The following is a 21,055-nucleotide window of genomic DNA, read 5'->3' as shown; positions in this document are numbered from 1 at the left end:
ATCGGGTGGCCGCCACGCCTGAGCGTGGCGGTCTTGCCGTGCGCGGTCGCGCTTGGTGGCTGCAGGGGGTTCTTCTTGTCACATACGGAGCGAAGAACACAAATGCTGGTGACTCGCGCTTTGACAAGGACAGCCGGAATGGTTACTCAAAACCAATACTGGGATGTCTGAGTGGGTTTGCAAATGAATCTGTTGAAAGCGCCGCGAGACGTGCAATCCGCACGATCCTGCACGACAACTTTTGTGGCCCGCGGTCTGATCGTGCTGGCACTTGTGCTGGCGGTCTTTGCAGCCCCCCGAGATGCCTCGGCGCAAACCTACAGGTTCAATTCCGTCGCGATCGAGGGCAACCAGCGCGTCGATCCCGCCACCGTGCTGACCTATGCCGGCATCTCGCGCGGCGAGACGGTCACCGCGGGTCAGCTGAACGATGCCTATCAGCGCGTTCTCGACAGCGGCCTTTTCGAGACCGTCCAGATGGTGCCCCAGGGCGGCCGGCTGCTGATCAAGGTGACGGAATACCCCACGATCAACCAGATATCGTTCGAGGGAAACCGCAAGATCAAGGATGAGGACCTGGAAGGCATCGTCGAAAGCCGCTCGCGCCAGGTTTTCAGCCCCAGCCGGGCCGAACGTGACGCCGCCGAGATTTCCAAGGCCTATGTCCAGAACGGCCGCGTCGCGGCGCGGGTGACGCCCAAGGTCATCCGCCGCAGCGAGAATCGCGTCGACCTGGTGTTCGAGATTTTCGAGGGCCGCGGCATCGAGATCGAGCGTGTCAGCTTTGTCGGCAACAAGGCCTATTCCGACCGTCGGTTGCGCCGGGTAGTCGAAAGCAAGCAGGCCGGGCTGCTGCGTGCGCTGATCGCCCGCGACACCTTTGTCGAGGATCGTCTTGCCTTCGACCAGCAGGTGCTGACCGATTTCTACCAGTCGCGCGGCTATGTCGATTTTCGCGTCACCGGCACCAACGCCGAACTGGCCCGCGAACGCGATGGTTATTTCGTGACCTTCAACATCCAGGAAGGGCAGCAATTCCGCTTTGGCGACATCACCGTGACCAGCGATATTCCGACGGTCAACGCCGACACCTATCGCGATGTCCTGCGCATCAAGTCCGGGGTGGTCTATTCCCCCTCGCTGGTCGAAGAGGCCATCGCCCGGATGGAACGGCTGGGCATTCGTCACGGCGTCGATTTCCTGCGCGTCGAGCCGCGGATCACCCGCAACGACCGCGACCTGACGCTGGACATCGAATTCGCCCTGGTGCGCGGCCCGCGTGTCTTTGTCGAACGCATCGACATCGACGGCAACACCACCACGCTGGACCGGGTCATTCGTCGCCAGTTCGACACCGTCGAGGGCGATCCGTTCAACCCGCGTGAAATCCGCGAGGCGGCCGAACGCATCCGCGCGCTGGGATATTTCAAGGACGCTGACGTCAACGCGCGCGAGGGCTCTCGCCCCGATCAGGTTGTGGTCGATGTCGACGTGGAGGAAACCACCACCGGCTCTCTTACCTTCGGCGGCAGCTTTTCCAGCGACGCCGGGCTGGGCGTGTCGATCGGCCTGCGTGAGCGCAACTTCCTCGGCCGTGGCCAGACCTTGGGGGCCAGCCTGTCGGTTTCGGGCGACGAGGCAAACTACAGCATCGACTTCATCGAACCGGCTTTCCTGGGGCGTGATGTGGCGTTCTCGTTCTCGTCGTCCTATGTCGACACCAGCAACGATAACTCGCTTTTCGACACCACCTATGCCAACTTCCGCCCCGGCCTGACCTTTCCGGTCGCGGAACGCTCGCGGATGACGCTCTATTACAGCGCGACCTATTCCGACCAGGGCGGTTATTTCGGGGCATCGCCCACGCTGGCTGCCGAATCGGTTCTTGGGGGGCTCTGGTCCAGCGCCATCGGCTATCGCTTTGTCTACGATTCGCGCGATGTCGGGCTCAATCCCAACGCGGGCATAATGATCGACACCGGGGTCGAGGTGGCCGGGCTGGGCGGTGATCAGGAATACGTCAAGTCGACCCTGCGCCTGGTCGGTGAAACCCGGGTTTTCAACGAAGAGGTCACCCTGCGCGGTGTCCTCGAGGGCGGCGCGATTGACTTTTCCGGCACCCCGACCAGCCGGGCGGCGGACCGCTTTACCCACAAGGTGATGCGCGGGTTCGAACCCAACGGTATGGGGCCGACGCAGTCGGGCGAACACCTGGGCGGCAACCTTTTTGCAGCGCTCAAGTTCGAGGCAGAGTTCCCGCTTGGCCTGCCCGAGGAATTCGGTATGACCGGCGGGGCATTCTATGACATTGGCTCGATCTGGAACGTCGACACGATCGGCCCGCCGCTGCCGGTGTCGACCTCGTTCAAGCCGCGCCATGTGGTTGGCCTGTCGCTGTTCTGGGAATCACCCTTCGGCCCGATCCGGATGGACTTTTCCAAGGCGCTGGAGAAAGAGCCGTTTGACATCGAGCGCAACTTCGACTTCTCGGTGCGAACGGACTTCTGAACGTGATCGCGCTGCGACAACTCGTTGCCGCGGCCGCCACGCTGATCTGCATCTGCGGCCTGCCGGCCGCGGCGCAGGATACCGGAGCGGCCCGCAGCGAAATCCTGGTGGTCGACCCCGAGCGCCTGTTCGAGGAATCACAACTCGGCCAGCGGATGATGGCCGAGCATCAGGACGAGCGCGAGGAACTGGCGGCGCATAACCGCAAGCTGGAGGCGGAACTCGAGACTGAGGAACGCGCACTGACCGCCCGGCGGGCCGAGCTGTCGCCCGAAGAATTCCGCGAACTGGCTGACGCCTTTGACGCCAGGGTGCAGGAAATCCGCCGCGACAGCGAACGCCGGGTGCGTGATCTGGAACAAGATCGTGAACGGCTGCCGCTCCTGTTCTTGCGTCAGGCCGAGCCGGTTCTGATCGAGGCCATGCGCAACATGGGCGGCGTGGTGCTGCTGGATGCGCGCACGGTGATGCTGCGCGCCGACGCGGTCGACATCACCGATGATGCCGTCGCGCGCATCGACGAGACGATAGGCGACGGCGAAACCGCCCCCGAAGAAGAGGCTGAAAGCCCGGCCGCACCTGCGCCCCAGCCGCAGGACGTGCCGTCACCGCCCCGGGAATAGCGCCCGGCGCTTGCCGGGGCGGGCCGCGCTTGCTAGGGAAACGCCAGCAGCAGAGTGGAAGGATGTCCCATGACCGAGCCGCTGAAGACCGCGGATATTCAACTGATTCAGCGGCTGATACCGCATCGCTACCCGTTCCTGCTGGTTGACCGGGTGGTCGATATCGATGGCTACAGCAGTGCCCGCGGCATCAAGAACGTCACCATGAACGAGCCGCACTTTCAGGGCCATTTCCCCGGCCAGCCGATCATGCCCGGCGTCACCATCATCGAGGCGATGGCCCAGGCGGCGGGGATAATGGTTGGCACGGCGCTGGACATGGCTGACCGAGAGTTCCTGATCTATTTCATGTCGATCGAGCGGGCCAAGTTCCGCCGCATGGTGGTGCCTGGCGACGTGCTGGAACTGAACGTTTCCACACTGCGCGGTCGCCCCGGTGGCAAGGTGTGGAAATTCGCCGGCAAGGCCGAGGTCGGCGGCGAAATGGCGGCCGAGGCCGAATTCACCGCCATGATCGACATGAAAGAGGGATGACGCAGATGGGCGGGACTGACACCCGGATACATCCCAGCGCGGTGGTCGAGGATGGCGCGCAGTTGGGGCAGGGCGTGCATATCGGGCCATTCTGCCACGTTGGGCCAGAGGTCGTTCTTGGCGACCGGGTCGAGCTGAAATCGCATGTGGTGGTCAGCGGCGATACCGGGATCGGCGACGATACGGTGATCTTTCCCTTCGCCTGCATCGGCGAGATCCCCCAGGACAAGAAATACCAGGGCGAAAAGACCCGGCTGATCATCGGCGCCCGCAACCGCATCCGCGAACACGTCACCATGAACCCCGGCACCGAGGGCGGCGGCGGGGTGACCCGGGTGGGCGATGACGGCCTCTTCATGGCCGGCTGCCATGTCGCCCATGACGTGCAACTGGGCGACCGGGTGATCGTGGTCAACCACGCCGCGCTGGCCGGTCATTGCATTGTCGAGGATGACGTCATCATCGGCGGCCTTTCGGGCGTGCATCAATTCGTGCGTATCGGGCGCGGCGCGATCGTCGGCGCGGTGACGATGGTCACCAACGATGTCATCCCCTACGGGCTGGTGCAGGCGCCGCGCGGGCAGCTTGACGGGCTCAACCTCGTCGGGCTCAAGCGTCGCGGCGTCGGGCGCGAGGACATCACCGCCCTGCGCGCCGCCTTTCAGATGCTGGCCCAGGGCGAAGGCAGCTTTCAGGAACGCGCCCGGCGCCTGGGCGACGAAACGAAAAGCGACTATGTCCGCCATATCGTCGATTTCGTCACCGCCGGCAGCGACCGGTCGTTCCTGACGCCGGGCACGGGCTGAGCGGATGACCGGCCGACTGGCGATCATCGCCTGCGACGGGGCGCTGCCGGGGGCGCTGGCGGCGGCCGACCCGCAGGCGCTGGCGATCACGCTTCGGGGCATTCCCAGCCCGCTGCAGGACCGGTCGGAGCAGCACCGGCTGGAACGGATCGGCGCGCTCTTTGACGCGATGCGCGCGGCCGGCGCCGACCGGGTGGTCTTTGCCGGTGCGCTGGTGCGCCCCGCGCTCGACCCGACCGCGTTCGATGCCGAGATGACGGCGCTGGCGCCGCGCCTGATGGGGGCGCTGGCCAAGGGCGATGACGGCCTGCTCCGGACCGTGGTCGAGGTGTTCGAGGAACGCGGCTTCGCCGTTGTCGGCCCGTCCGAGGTGGTGCCGGACCTGCTGGCCGAAGAGGGGCTGCAGCTTGGCCCCGCGCCGGACCCGGCGGAAGAGGCCGACATCGCCCGCGCGGTGCAGATCCTGCATGGCGCCGCGCCGCTGGATATCGGGCAGGGCTGCGTCGTCGCCGGCGGGCAATGCCTGGGCTTTGAGACGGTGCAGGGCACCGACGCGCTGCTGGGGTTCGTGGCGCAGACCGATCCGAAATACCGCCGCGGCTTTCGCGGGGTCTATGTCAAGGCCGCCAAGGCCGGACAGGACCTGCGCATAGACATGCCGGTAATCGGCCCGCGCACGGTGGCGGCGGTGGCCCAGGCCGGGCTGGCGGGATTGGTGATCGAGGCCGGCAAGCTGATGATCGTGGAACGCGACGCCACACTGGCGGCAGTGCGCGACACGGGCGTTTTCCTGATCGCGCGGGCGCTTTGAATGCGGGTCTTCGTCATCGCGGGCGAGGCGTCGGGCGACCGGCTGGGCGCGGCGCTAATGGCCGGACTGCACAGCCTGACAGAGGTTGAATTCACCGGTGTCGGCGGCCCGCTGACGCACGAAGAGGGGCTTACCTCGATCTTTCCGATGGACGACCTCAGCGTGCATGGCATCGCCGAGGTCGCCCGCCGCTATCCGCTGCTGCGCCGCCGCCTGCACCAGACGGTCAAGGCGGTTCTGGCCGCCCGTCCCGATGTGCTGATCACCATCGACAGCCCCGATTTCTGTCTGCGCGTCGCGCGGCTGGTGCGGGCGAAAAGCGCGGTCAGAACCGTGCACTACGTCGCCCCCTCTGTCTGGGCATGGCGGCCCGGCCGGGCGGCGAAAATGGCCGGTTTCATCGACCATGTTCTGGCGCTCCTGCCGTTCGAGCCGCCCTATATGCAGGCCGCCGGTATGGAATGCGATTTCGTCGGGCACCCGGTTGTCAGCGAACCGCAGGCGAGCAAGGACGAAATCGCCGCCTTCCGCGCCCTGCACGGGATCGGTGATGCGCCGCTCTTGATGGTGCTGCCGGGCTCGCGCCGGTCCGAAGTGGCGCAACTTGCGCCGATTTTCGGCGACGCGCTGCAAACTGTCTGCGCCGCGCGCCCCGATCTGCGACTGGTGGTGCCCGCCACGGCGGCGCGCGAGGACCAGATGCGCGCGGCCATAGCTGATTGGCCGGGGCAGCCGGTGCTGATCGTGCCGGGCGGGCGCGACACCGTCAGCTATCTGGCCGAGAAAACCGCCGCCTTCGGCGCCGCCGACCGGGCGCTTGCGGCCTCGGGCACGGTGTCGCTGGAACTGGCGGCCTCCGATACGCCGATGCTGATCGCCTACGATGTCAGCCGCCTCAGCCGCCTGATATTCGAGCGCATGCTCAAGGTCGACACGCTGACGCTGGTCAACCTCGTCACCGATACCCGCGTCGTGCCGGAACTTCTGGGCGCAGAGTGCCGGCCCGACCGGATTGCGACCGAACTGCTGGCGCTCATCGACGATCCGGGCGAACAGCACGACGCCATGCGCCTGACGATGGAACGGCTGGGTGCAGGGGGCGAGGCACCGGGCCTGCGCGCCGCCAGGGCCGTGCTGGCGCGCCTCGGCTGATCAAGGCACGCGCCCTGTTCCGGCTTCTTTCTGGTTTCAAATACCCCGGGGAACGCGCGCCCCCGGCGCGCGGTGGGGGCAGCGCCCCCTGACCCCGGCTCAGTTCAGGTAAGGACCCGGATCGACGCTGTCGAAACCGTCACGCACCTCGAAATGCACCGCCGCCGTGCCATCGCTGCGGATCTCGGCCAGCTTGGCCCCGCGGGCGACGCTATCGCCCCGTTCGACGGTGACATTGCCGATGTTGGAATAGACCGTCAGCAGGTTGTCGGGGTGCTTGACCACGATGATTGGCACGCCGTTGGTGTCTTCGGTGATCGCGGCCACGGTGCCCGAGGCGGCGGCGGCGACCGGCGTGCCGGGGGCGGCGGCGATGTCGATGCCGTCATTCTTGCCCTTTTCGTAGTCGCGGATGATGTTGCCGCGCACCGGCATGCTCATCTTGGTGGCAGGCTGGCTGGAGCTGTCGCTCAGGTCCGGTGCGGCGACGGTTTCGACCGGGGTGGCGGCGGGCACGGTGTCGGTTTCGGGCAGCGGCGTGGCCGCGCTCGGCGGTTCGGGGGCGGGGCTGCCTTCTCCCGGCAGCGTCGTGCGGGCGGGATCCAGCGCGCTTTTGGGTTTGCCCGGCAGGGCAACGGGGATCAGCAGGAACTGGCCCTCGCGCACGGCGAAATCGCTGCCCAGCCCGTTCCAGTCCGCCAGGCTCTTGACCGAGACGTTGTAGAGGCGCGAGATCGAATAGGCGGTTTCGCCCCGCTGGACCTGGTGGCGCACCGGCTCGACGCCGGAAACGCCCTCGGGCTGGTGTTGGCCGGGCGCCGGGGCCAGGGTGCTGGTCTCGACGCCGGAGGTGGCGGCGCTGTCGGCGGCGTCGATTGCGCTGCCCGCCAGCGCGGCGATATCGACGCTGCCGGGGCGCAGGGGCCCGCCGGCCGGTTCGCTCACGCGTTCGGGCAGGGCGACGATTTCGCCATCGCGCAGCGTGTCGCCGGGCATCAGCCCGTTATAGCGCGACACCCGCTGGACATCGGCGCCGACACGCGCGGCCAGCGACGTCACCGTGTCGCCGCGTTGTGCGACGGCAACCTGGTAGCTGGGATAGGATATCACCCCGCGCGCGTCCGGCTGGGGCCGCGCGGCGGTGGCGTTGCGGGCGGCCTCGGTGGTGCTGGGCGCGTTGCCCATGCCGCCGCGCAGATCGAAATCGAGCCCGCCTTCGCCGCAGCCCGACAGCACCGTCAGCGCCGTGGCGGCCAGGATCGCGGCCCTGGGGGTTGAAAATCTCATCTCGATAGCTCCTCGTCTGTCCTGTTGTCCCTCGCCCCTTGTTCTGGGGCTTCGTTGGCGGGGGCCTTACCCCTTGGCTGTTCCCATTACCGCACCATTTGCTGCGCCGGGATCAGCCGGTATCCCGGCCCAGCCCTTCGACCAGCGGGACAAAGCGCACCGGCAACAGCTCGTCATAGTCGAACCCCGTTTCGGTGCGCGTCACCCGGATGAGGCTTTGCACGGTATTCGACTGGCCCACCGGCAATACCATGATACCGCCGATCTTCAACTGCGCCAAGAGCGGCCCGGGCGGGTCTTCGGCGGCGGCGGTGACCAGGATGCGGTCGAATGGCGCCTGGTCGGGCAGGCCAAAGCTGCCATCGCCGGTCAGCACGGTGATGTTGGTTAGATCGAGCCGGCGAAACAGCTCGGCCGCGTCGGCGACCAGCCGCCGATGCCGGTCGACGGTATAGACCCGGCGCGCAAGCTGGCTGAGGATCGCCGCCTGATAGCCAGACCCGGTACCCACCTCCAGCACCTTGTCACGGGGGCCGGGACGCAATGCCTGGGTCATCAGCCCCACCACCGATGGCTGCGAAATGGTCTGCCCGCAGGCGATGGGCAGCGGCATGTCCTCATAGGCGCGGGCCGCAAAGTGGCCGCGCACGAATTCACCGCGATCGATTCGTTCCATCGCCGCCAGCACGCGCCCATCCGTTACCCCGCGGGACCGCAGCGCGAACAGGAACTGCATCTTGCGTTCGGCGGTGTCGCTGTCGCGGCTCATTCGATCTCTCTGAGCGCCTCCAGCGCGTCATGCGCGGTCAGGTCGGCCCGCATCGGTGTGACCGAGATATAGCCCTTGATGTTCCAGTCGGCGTCCGAGCCTTCGGCCGTCGGCTGTTGCTGCGGCGCGCCGCTGACCCACAAGAACCGCCGCCCCGAGGGTGAGGTGACGGGCTCGACCCCAAAGCCCATGTCGCGGCGAAACCCCTGCGGCGCGGCGCGCAGGCCGCGCACCTCGGCTGCCGCGACGGGCGGGAAGTTGACGTTATAGAAGATGGCATAGTCGTCATCCGTCCACACGCCCTTGTCCAGCAGCCGCCGCAGGGTGTCGAGCCCATGGATGCGCGCGGCCTCGAACGGGTCGTCGAGATCGCGGATTTCGGGGCCGTAATACTGGCTCAGCGCCACTGCCGGCAGGCCCTGCAACGCTGCCTCCATCGCGCCGCCCAGAGTGCCGGAGTAAAGCGCGTTCTCGGCCGCGTTGTTGCCGCGGTTGACGCCCGAAAGCACCAGGTCAGGCCGCACAGGCAGGATGTCATGCACCGCCGCCAGCACGCAGTCTGCGGGTGAACCCTGTGCCGCCCAGCGCCGTTCGCCCATCTGCGAGATCATCATCGGCCGGGTGTACGAGATCGCATGCCCGACGCCGGACTGTTCAAATGCGGGCGCCACTGTCCAGACCTCGCCGTCGGGACCGGCCAACGCGGTGGCGATCTCGTCGAGCACCTGCAATCCCGGCGCGCTGATGCCGTCGTCATTGGTTATGAGTATGCGCAACTTTCCGCCCCACTTTGATCTTTGGCCCTGTCTAGCGGCGCATCGGGTGTGGGGCAAGCGGGCGCTGGCCCCTGGCGCGATGCCAGGCTGCCTCAGATCGTGGCCAGCAGGCGCGCGGCCTCGTCGCCGGCAGAGGCCAGCGCGCTGCGGTCTTCGCCGGGAAAGAAGCGCAGGCGCGTGGCGGTGGCCATCGCGCGGGGCTCCAGCACATGGACCTGCGGGCCGGTGCGCGCGGTTTCGGTCTGCCAGCTGCGGGCCAGGGCGATCTGGGCGGCCTTGGTGGACCCGTAGGCGCCAAAGAATTTCTGCCCGCCGCGCGGATCGTCAAAGAACATCGCGCGCCCGGCCTCGCCCAACAGCGGCGCCAGGAAGGTGATCAGCCGGCCCGTCGCGGTGACGTTGACATCGACCGCCCTTTCCCAGTCCTTGAGGTCGAGATACCCCGCAGGCCCCAGCGGCGGGGCATGGACAGCGGCATGCACCCAGGTATCGACCCGCCCCCAGCGATCATGGATCGAGCGGCAAAGCTGGGCCATCGCGTCGGCATTGGTGATGTCCATCGGTGCCAGTGTCGCGGCGCCGCCACGGGCGCGGATGCGGTCGTCCAGCTCTTCCAGCGCTCCGGTGGTGCGGGCCACGGCGACGATATGGTGCTCGGGCGTCAACAGTTCGGCCAGCGCCGCGCCCAGCCCGCGCGAGGCGCCTGTCACCAGCGCGAGCCGACCGGTTTCGGGGGTGGTTTTCGGGTCTGTCATGGGGTGCGATGTCTCACCCTCGCGCGCGCGTTGCAAGAGCAATTGCTTGACTTTACGTCGCAGACGTCGAAAAAGGAGCGCGACACAGAACCAATGTAAAAGGAAGCCTCAGACATGCGCGATACCACCCTTGCCAGGGCCGTGATCGGCCGCGAGACGATTGTAAAACAGGCCGGGCTTGTCTTGGGCGGGTCGCTTTTCATTGCGCTCGCCGCACAGGTGATGGTGCCGTTCTACCCGGTGCCGATGACGCTGCAGACGCTGGCGATCCTGATCGTCGGGCTGACCTTCGGTGCGCGGATGGGGGCGGCGACGCTGCTTGCCTACTTGGCCCAAGGTGCGATGGGGCTGCCGGTTTTCGCGGGCGGCATGGCGGCACCGGCGCTGATCGGCCCGACCGCGGGCTTTCTGGTGGGTTTCGTGCTGATGGCGTGGCTGGCCGGCCTGGCCGCCGACCGCGGCCTGACCCGTGGCCCGGTTTCGACCGCTCTGGTCGCGCTGGTTGCGTCGGCCATCATCTACATCCCCGGTGTTGCCTGGCCGATGGCCGTGGCCGAGATCGCCGGCATCGGCGGCAACTGGGTCGGCTCGTCGGCTGACGCCATCTGGACCTACTGGGTCGCGCCGTTCCTGCTTGGTGACGCGGTCAAGGCCGTGATCGCGGCGATGGTGCTGTGGGGCGGCTGGAAGGCCGTGAGCGCACGCAAAGGCTGAGGCCCGCACCCGGATCGAATGCAGGCGCCGTCCCGGAATTCGGGGCGGCGTTTTTCGTGCGGGGAGGGCGATTTCCGGGGCGTCATGGGCTTGTTCCCGGGGCCGGGGACGCCAGATGATGCCCACAAACCACGTTCAGGGACGAGAGAGGCGCATGCCGCGATACAGTCAGCCCGCGGGCCGCAAGATCGCCACCTGCTGTTTTTGTGGAACCCGGGCGGTGCTGATCCTTGACCGCGCCCGGCACGAGTTGTCCTGCGCCAACTGCGGCGCGCCGTTGCACGACCTGAAGTCATTTCCGCAACCCACGGACAAGACACGCAAGAAGCGCCATACGCCTGTCACCGAACGGCGCCTGCCGCGCGCGAGACAAGACGCGCGACAAGACAAGCCGCCACGCGGTCGCGCGGCTGGTGGGCGACCGGCGAAAAAGCGGCGCAAGCCCGTGTTCAAGCGGCTTTGGGAGGAGCTGTGGGACGAGATCGAGGATATCTTCGACTGAGATCACGTTCATGTGAACATTTCGCTTTCGGCGCGGGGACGCCTCTTTTTTTCTCGGGAACAACACCTATGTCATTGAGCAGAGGCGCCGATACGGAACTTCGGCGTTTCTCTTCACTGTCCCTCGTTCCGCGACTGGCGCCCGGCAATTGACCGGGCGCTTTTTTTGGAGGCGCGACAAGGCTATGACGTCGGGCATGACTGAAACCTATACCGATTCCCATCTGCGCGGGATCCTGACCCGCACCCGCCGCATCGCCGTGGTGGGCATGTCGCTGAACGAGGTCAGGCCCAGCTATTACGTCGCGCGTTACCTGCGGCTGAAGGGGTTCGAGGTCTTTCCGGTCAATCCCGGCCATGCCGGCAAGACCGTCTTTGGCGCGACCGTGCGCGCCAGCCTGTGCGAGGTGGCCGAACTGGATGGCGCGGTGGACATGGTCGACATCTTCCGCCGCCCCGAACACGTCCCCCCCATCGTCGAAGAGGCGCTGGAGGTATTTCCGGACCTGAAAACGATCTGGATGCAGATCGGCGTCGTCAACGAAGAGGCGGCGGCGATGGCACGCGCGCGCGGCGTTGACGTGGTGATGAACCGCTGCCCCAAGATCGAATACCAGCGCCTGTTCGGCGAACTGCGCATGGGCGGCTTCAACACGGGCGTGATTTCGTCGAAGCTGTAAGCGCGGTACTGTGAACGCGGCTGGGGGCGCTGCCCCCGTCGCGGAGTGCCTCCGCGCCCCCCCCCCCGAGGTATTTTCAGCCAGATGAAGGGGCAGGGCCTTGGCCCTCAGCCCTTGCGCGCGGCCTTTTCGGCCAGGCCCGAACGGCCCTGACGGCGGTCGAGTTCTGCCATCACCTGGGCCAGTGCCACGCCGCGCGCGCGCAGCATCACCAGCAGGTGAAACAGCACGTCGGCGGCCTCGGCCGTCAGGCGTTCGGTGTCGCCGCGAACCGCCTCTATCACCGCCTCGATGGCCTCCTCGCCGAACTTCTCGGCCGCCTTTTCGGGGCCCTCGGACAGCAGTTTCGCGGTCCAGCTTTCGTCGGGCGCGGCCTTTGCGCGGGTGGCGATGATGCGTTCGAGATCGTCAAGGGTCATGGTCCCAGCCTCACGGGGATGCCGGCCGCGGCCATGTGGGCCTTGGCCTCGGCTATGGTGTAGGTGCCGAAATGAAAGATCGAGGCGGCCAGCACCGCCGATGCGCCGCCCTCGGTCACGCCCTCGACAAGGTGGTCGAGCGTGCCGACACCGCCCGACGCGATGACCGGGATCGTCACCGCGTCGGCAATGGCGCGGGTCAGGGGCAGGTTGAAGCCCGCGCGCGTGCCGTCGCGGTCCATCGAGGTGAGCAGGATCTCGCCCGCGCCCAGCCTTGCGACCTTGCGCGCGAAATCGACCGCGTCGATGCCGGTTTCGCGCCGCCCGCCATGGGTGAAGATTTCCCACCGGCCGGGCGATACGGTCTTTGCGTCGATGGCGACCACGATGCACTGGCTGCCGAAACGGTCGGCGGCGCGGGCCACGACATCCGGGTCGGCGACAGCGGCGGAGTTGAAGCTGACCTTGTCGGCGCCCGCCAGCAGCAGGGCGCGCACATCCTCAGGCGTGCGCACGCCGCCGCCCACGGTCAGCGGGATATAGCAGGCCTCGGCCGTGCGGCGCACCACGTCGTACATGGTGCCGCGGTTTTCATGGGTGGCGTGGATGTCGAGAAAGCACAGCTCGTCGGCGCCGGCGGCGTCATAGGCGCGCGCGGCATCGACCGGGTCGCCCGCGTCGCGCAGATCGACGAAGTTGACGCCCTTGACCACGCGGCCATCGGCCACGTCCAGGCAGGGGATGATGCGGGTCTTGAGCATGCTTGCGGTCCGTCGCTTGCGGGTCTTGCCAGTCTGTTCACCGGTCTCTTTAAGGGCAAAGCGCGGGCGGTGCCAGTGGGGTGCCTGGCGATCAGCGCCGCTGGCGCAGGCGGCGGATGAGGGCGTAAAGCCCCCAGGCCCCGCCTGATACCAGCACCACCGGGCCGAATATCAGCGGCCCCCAGGCCGCCAGCACACCCATCATCGCTGCCGGCTCGCCGATGTCGCGGCCCAGCACCACGCAGGGATAGGCGCCGGCCTCGTCTATGCGGCAGCCATGCGGGCCGGACAGCCACAGCACCGTGCCGGCGCACATCACCCAGGCCAGGACGGGGCCAAAGGTGGTCAGCATGAAAAGGCGTGTGATCCAGCGATGCATCGGGCAAGATTATGCCAAGGCATGCCGGCTGTCACGCGGCGTCGTGCTCGCATCCCCGGCGGGGCGCGCTATCATTCAGGCAAGGCGAGTCGCGCGGCAAGGAGGCGGCGACATGGCGATCGGAATTATCGTGAACGGCGTGACGCACGAGGCCGAGGTCGAGGCGGACATGCCGCTCTTGTGGCTGTTGCGCGACAGCCTGGGCATACACGGGCCGAAATACGGCTGCGGGGCGGGGTTGTGCGGGGCCTGCACCGTGCATCTGGACGGCGAGGCTGTGCGCGCCTGTCAGGTCACGGTTGCCGAGGCCGATGGCGGCGAGGTCGTCACCATCGAGGGGCTGGGCACGCCCGCGTCCCCGCACCCGGTGCAGGCGGCGTGGATCGATCACCAGGTGGCCCAATGTGGCTATTGCCAGTCGGGGCAGATCATGCAGGCGGTGTGGCTGCTGGCCAACACGCCTGACCCGGATGACGACGCCATCGACGCGGCGATGGGCGGCAACCTGTGCCGGTGCGGCACCTATACCCGCATCCGCGCCGCTATCCATGACGCAGCCCGCCGCCTGCGGGAGGGCTGAGATGGGACGCACAAGAACGATAACACGCCGCACATTGCTGATCGGGTCGGTCGCCGTGGCGGGCGGGGCGGTGTTCGGCGTCTGGTCGGTGCGCCGCCCGCACCCCAACCCGCTGAAACCCGGTCTTGGCCCGGACGAGGCGGCGCTGACGCCCTATGTCCGGCTGGATGCCGCCGGCGTCACCCTGATCACCCCGCGCGCCGATGTCGGGCAGGGGGCGTGGCATGTCCAGGCGCTGCTGCTGGCCGAGGAGCTGGACGTCGACCCCGGCGCCGTGCGCGTTGATCCCGGCCCGCCCGCGCCGGCCTATTGGAACACCGCGCTGGCGGCGGAAGGGGCGGAATTCACCGCCCCGGGCGGGGGCGTGATGCAGGACGCGACAGAGGGCGCGCTGGGCGCGATGATGAAGCTGATGGGCATGCAGATCACCGGCGGCTCGACCACGGTGCCCGATGGCTATGTCAAGCTGCGCGCCGCCGGCGCCTCGGCCCGCGAGACGCTGAAACGCGCGGCGGCCGAACGGGCGGGGGTCGACGTGGCGCAGGTCGAAACGCGGGCGGGGCATGTAGTCCTGCCCGATGGCGCCCGCGTTCCCTATGCCGAGCTGGCGGCGCTGGTGGCGGGGATGGAACCGGTGCAGGACGTGCCCCTGCGCGAGCCGTCGCAATGGCGGCTGATCGGGAAGCCGGGGCCGCGGCTGGACATGGTCGCCAAATGCACCGGCACCCAGGGCTATGGCATCGACGTCGATCTGCCCGGCATGGTGCATGCGGCGGTGCGACTGAACCCGGCGCAGGGCGGCGGGGCCGACGGATTTGATGCAAGTGTGGCCGAGGCCATGCCGGGGGTGCGCGCGGTGGTGCCCATCACCGGCGGCGTGGCGGCGGTGGCCGACAACACCTGGCGGGCCTTTCGCGCGCTCGACGCGGTCGATGTCCGCTGGGGCAGGGGCCCCTTGCCGGAAAGGATGGATGACCACTGGGCGGCGCTGTCGGCGGGTTTTGACGGCGACAACCGCGATAGCCGCAAGCGCGACGATGGCGATGTCGAGGCCGCACTTGCGGGCGGCGAGGTGATCGAGGCGGAATACCGCGCGCCCTATCTGGCGCATGCACCGCTGGAGCCGCTCAACGCCGTGGTGCGCGTCGACGATAAGGCGGCAGAGGTCTGGACCGGCACGCAGGTGCCGCGCTTCGTGCAGAAAAACGTCGCCCGCATTGCCGGGCTGCCGGACAAGGCTGTCACCGTGCATGCGCTGATGTCGGGGGGCAGCTTTGGCCACCGGCTGGAGGATGACGTGGTGCGCCACGCCACCGAGATCGCGCTGCGGATGCCCGGCGTGCCGGTCAAGCTGACCTATCCGCGCGAAGAGGACATGCGCCGCGACTATCCTCGCCAGATCGCAATGGCGCGACTGCGCGGCAGGGTCGCGGGCGGGCATGTCGATACGCTGGATCTGTCCATCGCCATGCCCTCGGTCATGGCGTCGCAGATGGGCCGGCAGGGGCTGCCGGTGCCGGGGCCCGACAGCCAGATCGTTGCGGGGGCCTGGAACGCGCCCTTTGCCATCCCCAATCACCGGGTCACCGGCTATCGCGCGCAGGGGCTGGCGCCGGTGTCGTCGTGGCGCTCGGTGGGGGCGTCGAGCAACGGGTTCTTCTGGAACGCGGCGTTCGACGACCTGGCAGAGGCGGCGGGCGCCGACCCGCTGGCCGAACGGCTGCGCCTTGCCGCAGACCGGCGGGCGCGGGCCGTGCTGGAAGCGGTGGCAGAGATGTCGGACTGGCAGGGTGCGCGCCCGGGGCCGGGCCGGGGCCGGGGGGTGGCGCTGGTCGAAAGCTTTGGCGTGCCCTGCGCCGAGGTGGTCGAGGTGCGCGACACCGGCGCAGGCATCGCCATCGAACGGGTCTGGGTCGCGGCCGAAGTGGGCCGTGTGATCGACCCGGTGAATTTCGAGAACCAGGTGCAGGGCGGCGTGATCTGGGGCCTGGGCCACGCGATGAACTGCGAGATCACCTATGAGGACGGCATTGCCGAGCCGGACAATTTCCACGCCCATGATGGCATGCGGATGTGGCAGATGCCGGTGATCGAGGTGCGCGGGCTGGAAACCGGCGATCGCGTCAACGGCATCGGAGAGCCGCCCGTGCCGCCCGCCGCCCCGGCGCTGGCGGGTGCGATCTTTGCCGCCACCGGGCAGCGGCTGCGCGAAATGCCCTTTGCCCGGTTCGTGGATTTCGTCTGAGGGAACGGGCCGGGGGCGCGCCTATCGCGCCGTCCGCGCGCGGCGTTTCAGGATCGCCTTGCGCGCGACCTCGGCCAATGTGCCCGCGATCAGCCCTGCCAGCGGATCGACCAGCACCGTCGCGGCGGCGGTTGCTGCGATCACCGGCCGGCACGAGGGGCGGGCGTCGAACAGGCGCCGGCTGAACGCCAGGTCCGCCGCCGCCACCAGCAGCAGCGCGCCCAGCGTGGCCGCGGGAATGGCGCCCAGCATGGCCAGCCGCAGCGGGCCGGGCATCAGCGCCAGCACGGCCAGACCGGCGGCCAGCATGATCGGCGCCCCGCCAGAGCGCGCGCCAAAGCGGTGATGCGCCACCAGCCCGCCCGCGCCGTGGCACATCGGCAGTGCCCCCAGCGGCGCCAGCAGCAGGTTGGCCGCGCCCGAACTCAGGCACAGCCGGCGGGGGGTGACATTGGCCGCGCGCGCGCCGAAAAGGTCGCCCGCGACCAGTGCCGTCAGCACCACGGCGTTGGTCAGCGTCAGCACCAGTTGCGGCGCCGCCAGGTCGGCGATGGCGGTGCGGATATCGGCCCCGCCCGGCAGCGGCGGCAGCCATGATGCGCCGGCCACTGCGCCGCCCGTCCATTGCCCTTCCATGCCGGTCAGCAGGCCGAACCCGGCGCCGGCAAGGATGGTGATCAGCGCGGCATGGGTTCTCAGCCGCAGGCACAGCACGCACAGCCCCAGCGACAGCGCGCCCAGCAGCGCGGCATCGTGCATCAGCCCCAGCGCGAACCAGCCCAGCGCCAGCCCCAGCCCAAGTTGCAGCCCGGCCAGGATGGATTGCGGCACCAACCGGGCGATACGGTCGATCAGCCCGCTGCCGCCCAGCACCAGCAGCACCAGCCCGATCAGCACGCCGCTCAGCGCGATGGAGGCCGGCGTGACCTCGGCCACCAGCACCACGGCGGCCACTGCCTTCATCGGCTGGACGGGGATGGGCAGGCGATAGATCAGCCCGGTGGCAAGGTAGAAGACGGCAAACCCCAGCAGCACCTGCTGCGCCGACAGCCCCGCCAGCGCGATGCAGGCCAGCGACAACGGCAAGAGCGTGCCCAGATCGCCCAACGCGCCGTTCAGCTCGCGCAGGTCAAAGCGCAGGTGGCTTGTGGTGTCCTCTGTCATCGCCTCCCCCCCGGACCGCCCCCGGACGCGACCGTGCGCGCGGGGCGGATTTGCCTTTGGTCCCGATCACCCTACCGTGGGGTCAGGCATCGGGAAACGGAGACATGATAGCATGAAACTGAGCGCACGGAACAAACTGGCCGGCACGGTGGTGGCAATCGACAAGGGGGCCATCAATTCGACCGTCCAGATCGACCTTGGCGGCGCCTCCATCGTCACGGCGATGATCACCAACGCAGCGGTTGCCGACCTGGGGCTGGCGGTGGGCAAGACGGCCTATGCCATCGTCAAGGCGTCCGATGTCATCGTCGGCGCGGACTGAGGCGGGTCAGCCCTCGGACGGGGTCTGTGCGCCCCCGGCCCGCAGGCAAAAGGATTTGCGCTCGGGCTTGAGGTCGACCAGCGGCGTGCCGTCCATGCAGTCGAGCCCGCGCACCACCAGCGTGCCGTCCTCGATCCGCAGCAGGCGGACCACCGAGGTGGCGATAGGGTTGGGCCGGATCGGAGAGCGGATCGAGAAGGTGCCCAGTGTCTGGCCATCGTCGCGCGGGCTTTGCGCGACAAGGTCGCGGCGGCTTTGGTGCATCCAGTAATACACCTCGATCCGGTCGTGTTCCTCCAGCCCCTGCAGTGCGGGGTGCCAGGCCGGATCGAGCACGATACGGCATTCGGGGCCGTTGTCGGGGTCGCCCTGACGGGGGCAATCCTCGCGCCGGGGCCACGGGGTGCGGATGGCGCCGATGAAACGCAGCGTTGCATCGGCGGGGGGCGGCAGATCAACGGCGCGTTCGCCGTGCCGCAGGGCCTGGGTGTCGCTCATGTGTGGCCTCTCATGCGTGATCGGGTTGCAGGAAGCCTAAGCGCACCGGCACGGGATGCAATGCGCGATCGGGTCGCGTGCCGCATGGGCAACAAGACCATCGCGCCGTGGTGTGCTTCGATGCATACTGGCGGGAACGATCTTGGACAGAGCAGCAAAGGGTGGTGATTGCGATGATGTTCCGACTGTTGTGTCTGCTGGCTGTTCTGGCGATCCTCCCGGCCACGGCACGGGCGCAGGACCGCGCGGCGGTGGAGCGCCAGTTCCAGTCATGGCTGGAACAGACGATCTGGCCCCGCGCGCGGGGGCAGGGCGTGTCGCGGCAGACCTTTGACGCGGCGCTGGGCGGGGTCAGGCTGAACTGGGACCTGCCCGAACTGGTGCCGCCGGGTGCGCCGCCCACGCCCAAGAAGCAGATGCAGGCAGAGTTCGGCAGCCCGGCGCGCTATTTCGCCGGGCGCAAGCTGTCGGATGCCGCCGCCCACGGCAAGCGCATGGCGCGCAAATTCGCCGGGGCACTGGCAGCGGCCGAGGCCGCGACCGGCGTGCCCGCGCGCATCATCCTGGCGATCTGGGGGCGCGAAAGCGGCTATGGCCGCGTCGCCATTCGCCATGACGCTTTTGCCGTGCTGGCGACCAAGGGATTCATGAGCACGCGTCCGGCGCTGTTCACGGATGAGCTGATCGCCGCGCTCAAGATCGCCGAAAAGGGCCAAGCGCCGGCCGGGCGGCTCAAGGGCAGCTGGGCAGGGGCGCTGGGACAGCCGCAATTCCTGCCCTCTGCCTATCTGCGTTTTGCCCGTGACGGCGACGGTGACGGGCGCGCCGATATCTGGCGGTCGGAGGCGGACACGATAGCCTCCATCGCCGCCTATCTTGCGCATTATGGCTGGATTGCCGGGCGCGACTGGGGGTTCGAGGTTAAATTGCCCGCCACCGTGTCCTGCACGCTGGAAGGCCCCGACCAGGGGCGCAGCATTAGGGAATGGGCGGCGATGGGCATCACCCGTGTCTCGGGGCGTCCGTTTCCCGAACACGAACGCGCGGGGCAGGGGTTCTTGATGCTGCCGGCGGGGCGGCACGGGCCGGCCTTTGTCGTGACGCCCAATTTCTATGTGCTGAAGAAATACAACGAAAGCGATCTATACGCCCTGTTCGTGGGCCACTTGGGCGATCGCATCCGCTATGGCATGGGCGATTTCAGGGGCCGCTGGGGCAAGACAGGCCGCCTGACCCGCGGCGATGTCGCCGCCATCCAGCGCGGGCTGGAACGCCGGGGTCACGATGTCGGCGGTGTTGATGGGCTGGCCGGGTTCAAGACCCGCCGTTCCATCGGGCGCTGGCAGAAACAGGCGGGGCAGCGCGAGACCTGCTATCCCGAGGCCGGTATGGCCAAGGCCCTGTCGCGCTGACGCGGGCAGTTTTCACCACCGCCGCCCCTCGGGTTCGCGCCACCGGACAAAGGGACACGAGCGACGGCAACGCCCCTGTCGGGGCGGCGGTGGGTCACATACAGCGCCTCCCGCATGGCCTGCGGTCCGGCGCTGTTGATGGCAACGCTAGCCCGGCCGCCGTGTCCCGAGTTTGCCCTGGCGCAAACTGCATGGCGGTTTTGCGCCGCCGGGCGCGGAAATTCGCGTGAACCCGGCCACGTTTGCGGCTAGGAGTGGCCCCGACATGAGCAGCCAACCTGCAAGAAAACCCCAGTTCCGGCTGGACGAGAGCCTGCTGACCGATCTGCCGCCCTTTTCGCGGCTCGATCGGCGGCAGATTCGCGAGATCCTCGATCTGGCGGTATCGCGCCGGCACGACGCCGGTAGCGCCATCTTTGACGAGGGCGCGCAGGCGGAACGCTTCTACCTGTTGCTCGACGGACATGTGCGGGTGGTGCGTATCACCGAGACCGGCGAACAGGTGATCGCGCTGCACATCCCGCCGGGGCAGCTACTGGGGATCGCCCCGGCCATCGGGCGCGAAACCTATCCCGCGACCGCAGTCGCCGCGACCGAGGCGATCACGCTGGGCTGGCCGGTGCGGCTGTGGCCCGATTTTGTGTGTGACTATGACGGCTTTGCCACCGAGACCTACAAGACCGTCGGCAAACGCATCGGCGAGATGAACACGCGGATCATGGAACTGGCGACGCAGCAGGTGGAACAGCGCATCGCCAACTCGATCCTGCGGTTGATCAACCAGAGCGGCCGCAAGACCGACGAGGGGATCGAGATCGCCTTTCCCATCACCCGCCAGGACCTGTCGGAACTGACCGGAACCACCCTGCACACCGTTAGCCGCCTGCTGAGCGCGTGGGAAAAGCAGGGGCTGGTGAAAAGCGCCCGACGCAAGATCGTGGTGCGCGACGCGCACGCGCTGATGCTGCTCAGCGGGGCTCAGCCCCGGCACTGACCGCCGCCTGCAATTCGGCCATGAAGGCGTCGGTATCCAGCCCGTATTCGGCGCAGGCGTCGATCACCGAATGAAACGGCGTCACCAGGCAGCCCACGCACAGCATCTTGTGCTTAATGAACACCGGTATCGTTTCTGGCCATTGCTGCATCAGCTCGTCCAGCATCAGCTCGGGGTCATCGGGTTGGGGCATGCGCTCTCCTGTCGTGCGACATTTGTAGCGGCAGGAACCGTTCCGCCCAACTTCGACAGTTCGCGGCTGATTTTTCCGGATTTCGTTTGGCGCAGGTCAACAAAACAAGGCGTTTTGTATCGCGAAGCGGTAGATTTCGTGGGATCGTTGTTGTGGCACGTGGTGTGATTTT

25 protein-coding genes are annotated in these 21,055 nt (G+C 67.8%); 14 read left to right on the top strand and 11 right to left on the bottom strand.

The annotated features are described in order from the left end of the window. The first annotated feature begins 243 nt into the window (after positions 1-243). The 6 genes from bamA (at position 244) to lpxB (ending at position 6,434) form a co-directional block, all read left to right on the top strand. Complete coding sequence (gene bamA / locus DL899_RS16700) at positions 244-2,508, top strand: outer membrane protein assembly factor BamA (protein ID WP_239494742.1); 2,265 nt, start codon at positions 244-246, stop codon at positions 2,506-2,508. A gap of 2 nt (positions 2,509-2,510) precedes the next feature. Next, positions 2,511-3,131: an OmpH/Skp family outer membrane protein gene (locus tag DL899_RS16695; RefSeq protein WP_162685616.1), complete on the top strand. Its 621-nt coding sequence runs from the start codon at positions 2,511-2,513 to the stop codon at positions 3,129-3,131. A gap of 69 nt (positions 3,132-3,200) precedes the next feature. Then, positions 3,201-3,665, top strand: coding sequence for a 3-hydroxyacyl-ACP dehydratase FabZ (gene fabZ / locus DL899_RS16690; RefSeq protein WP_111735488.1), 465 nt, complete (start codon positions 3,201-3,203; stop codon positions 3,663-3,665). A gap of 5 nt (positions 3,666-3,670) precedes the next feature. After that, a complete protein-coding gene (lpxA, locus tag DL899_RS16685) occupies positions 3,671-4,471 on the top strand; it encodes an acyl-ACP--UDP-N-acetylglucosamine O-acyltransferase (protein WP_111735503.1) in 801 nt (266 codons plus the stop codon). Between the two features lie 4 nt (positions 4,472-4,475). Then, the gene (locus DL899_RS19705) at positions 4,476-5,282 is read left to right on the top strand and encodes an LpxI family protein (protein WP_204355335.1); all 807 of its coding nucleotides are present in this window, start codon (positions 4,476-4,478) and stop codon (positions 5,280-5,282) included. Beyond that, entirely contained in the window at positions 5,283-6,434 is a 1,152-nt protein-coding gene (gene lpxB, locus DL899_RS19700; RefSeq protein WP_204355334.1) for a lipid-A-disaccharide synthase, read from the top strand. Between the two features lie 99 nt (positions 6,435-6,533). Here the strand turns inward: lpxB and DL899_RS16675 are convergent, their stop codons facing one another. From DL899_RS16675 to DL899_RS16660, 4 genes are all read right to left on the bottom strand, one after another. Further along, positions 6,534-7,721, bottom strand: coding sequence for a LysM peptidoglycan-binding domain-containing M23 family metallopeptidase (locus DL899_RS16675; RefSeq protein ID WP_111735487.1), 1,188 nt, complete (start codon positions 7,719-7,721; stop codon positions 6,534-6,536). Positions 7,722-7,833: 112 nt separating this feature from the next. Beyond that, complete coding sequence (locus tag DL899_RS16670; protein ID WP_111735486.1) at positions 7,834-8,490, bottom strand: protein-L-isoaspartate(D-aspartate) O-methyltransferase; 657 nt, start codon at positions 8,488-8,490, stop codon at positions 7,834-7,836. Continuing rightward, positions 8,487-9,266, bottom strand: coding sequence for a 5'/3'-nucleotidase SurE (gene surE, locus DL899_RS16665; RefSeq protein ID WP_111735485.1), 780 nt, complete (start codon positions 9,264-9,266; stop codon positions 8,487-8,489). Before surE ends, DL899_RS16670 begins: the two co-directional genes overlap by 4 nt. A gap of 92 nt (positions 9,267-9,358) precedes the next feature. After that, positions 9,359-10,021 carry an SDR family NAD(P)-dependent oxidoreductase gene (locus DL899_RS16660; RefSeq protein ID WP_111735502.1) on the bottom strand — a complete coding sequence of 221 codons (663 nt, stop codon included), beginning with the start codon at positions 10,019-10,021 and terminating at the stop codon, positions 9,359-9,361. Between the two features lie 114 nt (positions 10,022-10,135). On the opposite strand from DL899_RS16660, the gene DL899_RS16655 reads away from it, so the two are divergent. From DL899_RS16655 to DL899_RS16645, 3 genes are all read left to right on the top strand, one after another. Beyond that, positions 10,136-10,735 carry a biotin transporter BioY gene (locus DL899_RS16655; RefSeq protein ID WP_111735484.1) on the top strand — a complete coding sequence of 200 codons (600 nt, stop codon included), beginning with the start codon at positions 10,136-10,138 and terminating at the stop codon, positions 10,733-10,735. A gap of 154 nt (positions 10,736-10,889) precedes the next feature. Further along, the gene (locus DL899_RS16650) at positions 10,890-11,237 is read left to right on the top strand and encodes a hypothetical protein (RefSeq protein ID WP_111735483.1); all 348 of its coding nucleotides are present in this window, start codon (positions 10,890-10,892) and stop codon (positions 11,235-11,237) included. A 196-nt stretch (positions 11,238-11,433) separates the two neighbouring features. Further along, a complete protein-coding gene (locus DL899_RS16645) occupies positions 11,434-11,916 on the top strand; it encodes a CoA-binding protein (RefSeq protein ID WP_111735501.1) in 483 nt (160 codons plus the stop codon). A 107-nt stretch (positions 11,917-12,023) separates the two neighbouring features. Here the strand turns inward: DL899_RS16645 and DL899_RS16640 are convergent, their stop codons facing one another. From DL899_RS16640 to DL899_RS16630, 3 genes are all read right to left on the bottom strand, one after another. Next, positions 12,024-12,335 (bottom strand): phosphoribosyl-ATP diphosphatase, encoded by a 312-nt coding sequence (locus tag DL899_RS16640; protein WP_111735482.1) that lies wholly within the window; start codon positions 12,333-12,335, stop codon positions 12,024-12,026. Then, complete coding sequence (gene hisF, locus DL899_RS16635) at positions 12,332-13,096, bottom strand: imidazole glycerol phosphate synthase subunit HisF (protein ID WP_111735481.1); 765 nt, start codon at positions 13,094-13,096, stop codon at positions 12,332-12,334. Before hisF ends, DL899_RS16640 begins: the two co-directional genes overlap by 4 nt. A gap of 91 nt (positions 13,097-13,187) precedes the next feature. Then, positions 13,188-13,475, bottom strand: coding sequence for a hypothetical protein (locus DL899_RS16630; RefSeq protein WP_239494741.1), 288 nt, complete (start codon positions 13,473-13,475; stop codon positions 13,188-13,190). A gap of 112 nt (positions 13,476-13,587) precedes the next feature. Here DL899_RS16630 and DL899_RS16625 point away from each other — a divergent pair, with 112 nt between their 5' ends. Together DL899_RS16625 and DL899_RS16620 are read left to right on the top strand one after the other, a co-directional pair. Beyond that, positions 13,588-14,055, top strand: coding sequence for a (2Fe-2S)-binding protein (locus DL899_RS16625; protein WP_111735480.1), 468 nt, complete (start codon positions 13,588-13,590; stop codon positions 14,053-14,055). Position 14,056: 1 nt separating this feature from the next. Next, a complete protein-coding gene (locus tag DL899_RS16620; RefSeq protein ID WP_111735479.1) occupies positions 14,057-16,300 on the top strand; it encodes a xanthine dehydrogenase family protein molybdopterin-binding subunit in 2,244 nt (747 codons plus the stop codon). A gap of 21 nt (positions 16,301-16,321) precedes the next feature. Here DL899_RS16620 and DL899_RS16615 read toward each other — a convergent pair whose 3' ends face one another. Beyond that, positions 16,322-17,464: a molybdate transporter family protein gene (locus DL899_RS16615; RefSeq protein ID WP_111735478.1), complete on the bottom strand. Its 1,143-nt coding sequence runs from the start codon at positions 17,462-17,464 to the stop codon at positions 16,322-16,324. 112 nt (positions 17,465-17,576) lie between these two features. Here DL899_RS16615 and DL899_RS16610 point away from each other — a divergent pair, with 112 nt between their 5' ends. Then, on the top strand, positions 17,577-17,786 hold the full coding sequence (locus tag DL899_RS16610) for a TOBE domain-containing protein (RefSeq protein ID WP_111735477.1): 210 nt from the start codon (positions 17,577-17,579) through the stop codon (positions 17,784-17,786). 6 nt (positions 17,787-17,792) lie between these two features. On the opposite strand, the gene DL899_RS16605 is transcribed toward DL899_RS16610, so the two are convergent. Beyond that, a complete protein-coding gene (locus DL899_RS16605; RefSeq protein ID WP_111735476.1) occupies positions 17,793-18,284 on the bottom strand; it encodes an SAM-dependent methyltransferase in 492 nt (163 codons plus the stop codon). 173 nt (positions 18,285-18,457) lie between these two features. Between DL899_RS16605 and DL899_RS16600 the strand changes: the two genes are divergently transcribed. Both DL899_RS16600 and DL899_RS16595 read left to right on the top strand, forming a co-directional pair. Then, on the top strand, positions 18,458-19,696 hold the full coding sequence (locus DL899_RS16600; RefSeq protein ID WP_420820995.1) for a lytic murein transglycosylase: 1,239 nt from the start codon (positions 18,458-18,460) through the stop codon (positions 19,694-19,696). Between the two features lie 265 nt (positions 19,697-19,961). Next, positions 19,962-20,690: a Crp/Fnr family transcriptional regulator gene (locus tag DL899_RS16595; RefSeq protein WP_111735475.1), complete on the top strand. Its 729-nt coding sequence runs from the start codon at positions 19,962-19,964 to the stop codon at positions 20,688-20,690. On the opposite strand, the gene DL899_RS16590 is transcribed toward DL899_RS16595, so the two are convergent. After that, positions 20,665-20,883, bottom strand: a complete 219-nt coding sequence (locus DL899_RS16590; protein WP_111735474.1) for a DUF1858 domain-containing protein — start codon at positions 20,881-20,883, stop codon at positions 20,665-20,667. The genes DL899_RS16595 and DL899_RS16590 overlap by 26 nt on opposite strands. Further along, positions 20,856-21,055, bottom strand: a 200-nt coding sequence (locus DL899_RS19695; protein ID WP_204355333.1) for a hypothetical protein, incomplete at its 5' end; no start/stop codon positions are given. The genes DL899_RS19695 and DL899_RS16590, both read right to left, overlap by 28 nt.

This window comes from Roseovarius amoyensis (assembly GCF_003260265.1).
Lineage (GTDB): Bacteria > Pseudomonadota > Alphaproteobacteria > Rhodobacterales > Rhodobacteraceae > Roseovarius > Roseovarius amoyensis.
This window is presented reverse-complemented; position numbering and strand designations above follow the sequence as displayed.